We start from the raw sequence: 4,612 nt of genomic DNA, 5'->3' as shown, positions 1-4,612 counted from the left end.
ATCCACGACTTGGCGCAGCTGGCGGCCGCCATGGTCTCGGGCCAAGGTCTTTCAGCCAAGGCGCGGGCCGAGCGGACCAAGGCCAGCTTCCCAATCGTCGGCAAGAACCAGTTCCCGCCGTTCCTGATCGTCGACAATCCCGACAACGCCAGGATCGGTCTGGCCGCCGGCCTGGGCGTGGTGGTGTTCGACGGTCCCCAGGGCCACGCCTTCTACAAGGGCGGCCACAACGACATCACCGACAATCAGCTGATCTGCGTCGAGCGCGGCGAGCGCTGCCTGCTGCTGCTGAGCGACAGCGGCGTCGGAGCGCGGATCTTCCCGCCGCTGCTGAAGGCGGCGCTGGGCGACGTGGGGATGCCCTGGACGTGGGAATACAACCCGGTGCTGCCGGTGGCGGCCCCTTAGGCCGCCTTCGCGTTTAGCGTCTCGCGCAGGCGCGCGGCCACGTCGCCCAGGGTGATGCGCGACAGGGCCGCGTCGACGTCGGGGGAGCCGTCCGCGGCCATCGAGGTGGCCAGGCCGGCGGTGAAGTCGGTGATGGCGGTGATGTGCTGGGCCAGCATGTCGACCATGTGCAGCTCCTGCATCACCTTCAGCCGGCTTTCCAGCGGCACCGCCTCGAGGAGCTGGCCCAAGGCGCTGTCCAGGTGACCGCACGACACGGCGGCGATCGACATCTCGGCCGACAGGGCCTCCAGCAGCCCGACGATGCCGGTGGTCTTCTGAACTTCGAGCGTCATGGTCATGGCTTTTCCCCCAAGCGTTTCACACGATAGGGCCTGGGCCTTGTCGCAGGGTTAAGGACGGCGGAAACCATGCTCGGAGCGACAGATTGTCGCGGCTTTCAGCTCCAGGGACCGGGCTGCCGGCTCGGCCCCGCCGTGGGCACGGCCGTGCCGACCCGCCCCCGCGTCGCCTGGCTGACACCCAGCCGCAGCAGGGCCTCGACCCGGTTGCGGGTGGCCGGGTGGGTCGAGAACAGGTTGTCGGCGCCCTTACCTGCCAGCGGGTTGATGATGAACAGGTGCGCCGTGGCCGGATTGCGCTCGGCCTCGAGATTGACCGCGCCGCCCCGGGCATAGGCCTCGATCTTCTCCAACGCTCGGGCCAGGGCCCGGCCGTCACCGGCGATCTCGGCGCCGATCCGGTCGGCCTCGTACTCGCGCGAGCGGCTGATGGCCATCTGCACCAGCATGGCGGCGATCGGGGCCAGGATGGCCAGGGCTATGGTCCCGATCAGGCCGCCCGGGCGCTCCTCGTCGTCGCGCGAGCCGCCGAAGAAGAACGCGAAATTAGCCAAGGCCGAGATCGCGCCGGCGATCGTGGCCGTCACGGTCATGGTCAGGGTGTCGCGGTTCTTCACATGGGCCAGCTCGTGAGCCATGACGCCGCGGATCTCGTCGCGGTCCAGCAGGCCCAGCAGACCGGTGCTGGCCGCCACGGCGGCATGGGCAGGGTCGCGGCCGGTGGCGAAGGCGTTGGGCTGGTCGCTGTCGATCACCGTGATGCGCGGACGCGGCAGGCCAGCGCGGCGCGCAAGGTCCTCGACGTCGGCGACATAGGCCCGGACCAGCGGCTCGGGATGGCGGGCGTCGACCTCGATCGCGCCGTACATTCGCAGCACGATCTTGTCGGCGTTCCAGTACGAGAACAGGTTCATGCCCACGGCGAACACCAGGGCGATCAGCATGCCGGTTGGGCCGCCGATCATGTAGCCGGCTCCGACGAACAGCGCCGTCAGGCCGGCCAGAAGGGCGAAGGTCTTGAAGTGGTTCATGGCTCTAGGTCGTGATCAGTCGAAGATGTCGAACAGGTCGAAGCGCTTCTTCTTGCCGTAGTGGCCCTGGCCATTATGGCGGCGCTCGTCGTCGTGACGGTAGTCTTCACGCCGGTGTTCGGGGCGAGGATCCGATCGCTCGCGGGGCCGCTCATAGTCGGGCAGGCGCGGCGTCGCGGTCTGGGGTTCGCCCCGCTCCATGGCCATCAGCTTCTCCAGTTCGCCGCGGTCCAGCCACACGCCCCGGCATTGGGGGCACATGTCGAACTCGACGCTGGCGCGCTGGACGGCCTGCATGGAGGCGTCGCAATTGGGGCACATCAGAAGCGGCATATCGGGACCCTGTCCTGTTGATGGACGGGTGCTCCCGAAGCTGGATCCGGCGGTGGAGGGAGGGGGACAACCGGACCCAGACATCGAGAACACCCGATGCGGTCCGACATCACGAGTGCTTGCATCACTCGCCAGAGGGGCCCGGCCCGCTCTCAGGATTTAGGGGGCCATTATGGCGGTTCAAGGGGCCAAAACGAAAAAGGCCCCGGATTTCTCCGGGGCCTTTCCGATCGTTTTCGAGGTCGACGCTTACGAAGCGTAGAATTCGACGACGAGGTTGGGTTCCATCTTCACCGGGTAAGGCACTTCCGACAGTTCCGGGATCCGGACGTAGGTCGCGCTCATCGCCTTGGCTTCGACGGTGACGTATTCGCAGAAATCGCGCTCGCCCGAGGCCAGGGCCTCGATGACCAGGGCCATGTTGCGCGACTTTTCGCGGACGCTCACGACGTCGCCCGGCTTCACGCGGTAGCTGGCGATGTTGACGCGCTTGCCGTTCACCAGCACGTGGCCGTGGTTGACGAACTGACGGGCGGCGAACGGGGTCGGGACGAACTTGGCGCGGTAGACGATGGCGTCCAGACGCGACTCGAGCAGGCCCACCAGGTTTTCAGCCGTGTTGCCCTTGCGGCGCGCGGCTTCTTCGTAGGTGCGCGAGAATTGCTTCTCGGTCAGGTTGCCGTAGTAGCCCTTCAGCTTTTGCTTGGCGCGCAGCTGCAGACCGAAGTCCGAGACTTTCTGCTTGCGGCGCTGGCCGTGCTGGCCGGGGCCGTAGGACCGCTGGTTCACCGGCGACTTCGGCCGGCCCCAGAGGTTTTCGCCCATACGGCGGTCGATCTTGTACTTGGCGCTATGGCGCTTGGACATAAGTCACTCTTTTAGTTCGATCCGGGCCGGCCCCCCGAAAGGGTGCGATCTCAACGGCGGCTTCGAGTCATTCCGTCATGTAGTTTTCGCGCCACACGGCAAGCCGGTGGCGAGAAGGGGCGGTTTATGAGGAAAACCGTGGACAGAGTCAAATGGGATCGTACGGTCGAAAGCTCGACCGGGGGATGAGACATGAAGATCACGCACGCTGTGGGAATAGTGGCGCTGTTGCTCTTTGCTTCGATCGCCGTCGCACAGACCGCGCCGAAGGTCGCCAGCGAACCGGCCCGCGCCGAAAACTGGTGCGCGGAGGCCCAGAAGAATCTGCTCGCGCCCGGCGGCGTCGCGGTGACCTGCGTCCAGGTGGAGAAGAAGCGCTGCGTGCTGATGAACAACTACTGGTGCCAGAAGCACACCCCTGGCTCGCCCTGGCGCGGCACCCCCAAACCAGGCGGCGGCGACGGCCTTGCCGACCTCGATGGCCACGCGATCTTCGAGAATGGCGACTGGTCGGCGCGCGCTATCGCCATCGACCTGCGCTCCAAATACGTAAAGCGGAAGCTGCTGACCGCTGTGGCGATCGCCTCCGCTCACTCGCCGTGGTGCGACACCTTGGGCTCCAAGGCCATCGTCAATGGCCATGGAAGAACCTGTAACGACGGCCGGGCCAAGCCGCCTGCCAGCTTCAAGGGTCCCTGGTGTGTCGCGCCGACAAACCCGGCGCCCACGACCGCCGACTGCAAGCCGGGCTGCAATTGCCCTCCGGAAATCGCCGGCAAACTCGTCCAGAACTCAGGCAAGGGCATCAACGACGACCTGGGGCTGTTCGACGACAAGGGCGTGGCGACCAGCGCCCTCAACGGCGTCATGGGCAACCTGGCCGTCCAGGAGATGGGTTACCGCCCCAACGACGCGGTGATCCAGCGCGGCGTCGACAAGCTGCAGGGCAAGTAGCCGCTACCCGCCAGACCCGCGGCGTCGCTAGCGTCCGGCCACCCTCTCCGCGTGCCAGGCCACATGGCCGCCGATGAAGGTGGAGATGAAGAAGTAGCTGTGGTCGTAGCCGTCCTGGCAGCGGACGGTGACCTTGCGGCCGGCCTTGGCGGCGGCGGCTTCGATCAGCTCGGGCTTCAGTTGGCTTTCCAGGAAGCTGTCGGCCAGCCCCTGGTCGATCAGGATCTCGTCGAAGCTGGCCCCCGCTCCGTCCTCGATCAGGGCGGTGGCGTCGTGGGCCCGCCAGGCGGCGCGGTCTTCGCCGAGATAGGCGGTCATGGCCTTGTCGCCCCACGGGCAGTTCAGCGGCGAGACGATCGGCGAGAAGGCGCTGACCGACTTGAACAGATCCGGATTGCGCAAGGCGATGGTCAGGGCGCCGTGGCCGCCCATCGAGTGGCCGAAGATGCCTCGCCGCGCCGGGTCCAGCGGAAACGCGCCGTCGACGGCCTCCAGCAGGTCCTTCGTCACGTAGGAATACATCTTGAAGTGCGGCGCCCACGGCGCCTGGGTGGCGTCGACATAGAAGCCCGCCCCCTGCCCCAGGTCATAGGCCGGATCGTCGGCGACGCCTTCACCGCGCGGCGAGGTGTCGGGCGCGACGACGGCGATGCCGTGCTTGGCCGCGTGCTCGTAGAC

Annotated in this window: 6 protein-coding genes and 1 pseudogene; 2 read left to right on the top strand and 5 right to left on the bottom strand. The window is 66.9% G+C overall.

Features of this window, described 5'->3' with window-relative positions:
• Nucleotides 1-408, top strand: a pseudogene (locus tag AC1DZ6_RS19485) (serine hydrolase); the annotation flags it as partial.
• Here AC1DZ6_RS19485 and AC1DZ6_RS19480 read toward each other — a convergent pair.
• The 4 genes from AC1DZ6_RS19480 to rpsD form a co-directional block, all read right to left on the bottom strand.
• Complete coding sequence (locus AC1DZ6_RS19480; RefSeq protein ID WP_477098794.1) at nucleotides 405-749, bottom strand: hypothetical protein; 345 nt, start codon at nucleotides 747-749, stop codon at nucleotides 405-407. The pseudogene AC1DZ6_RS19485 and the gene AC1DZ6_RS19480 sit on opposite strands and share 4 nt — an antisense overlap.
• 98 nt (nucleotides 750-847) lie before the next feature.
• Nucleotides 848-1,780, bottom strand: a complete 933-nt coding sequence (htpX, locus tag AC1DZ6_RS19475; RefSeq protein WP_477098793.1) for a zinc metalloprotease HtpX — start codon at nucleotides 1,778-1,780, stop codon at nucleotides 848-850.
• 15 nt (nucleotides 1,781-1,795) lie between these two features.
• Nucleotides 1,796-2,113, bottom strand: a complete 318-nt coding sequence (locus AC1DZ6_RS19470; protein ID WP_477098792.1) for a TFIIB-type zinc ribbon-containing protein — start codon at nucleotides 2,111-2,113, stop codon at nucleotides 1,796-1,798.
• Between the two features lie 249 nt (nucleotides 2,114-2,362).
• Complete coding sequence (rpsD, locus tag AC1DZ6_RS19465; protein WP_477098791.1) at nucleotides 2,363-2,980, bottom strand: 30S ribosomal protein S4; 618 nt, start codon at nucleotides 2,978-2,980, stop codon at nucleotides 2,363-2,365.
• Between the two features lie 192 nt (nucleotides 2,981-3,172).
• Between rpsD and AC1DZ6_RS19460 the strand changes: the two genes are divergently transcribed.
• Nucleotides 3,173-3,934, top strand: a complete 762-nt coding sequence (locus AC1DZ6_RS19460) for a hypothetical protein (protein WP_477098790.1) — start codon at nucleotides 3,173-3,175, stop codon at nucleotides 3,932-3,934.
• A 27-nt stretch (nucleotides 3,935-3,961) separates the two neighbouring features.
• Here AC1DZ6_RS19460 and fghA read toward each other — a convergent pair.
• The coding region (fghA, locus tag AC1DZ6_RS19455) for an S-formylglutathione hydrolase (protein WP_477098789.1) at nucleotides 3,962-4,612 on the bottom strand (651 nt) is incomplete at its 5' end.

This window comes from Caulobacter sp. P1_B12_2 (assembly GCF_056406675.1).
The sequence above is the reverse complement of the archived record's forward strand: the minus strand, read 5'-3'. Positions and strand labels throughout refer to the sequence as shown.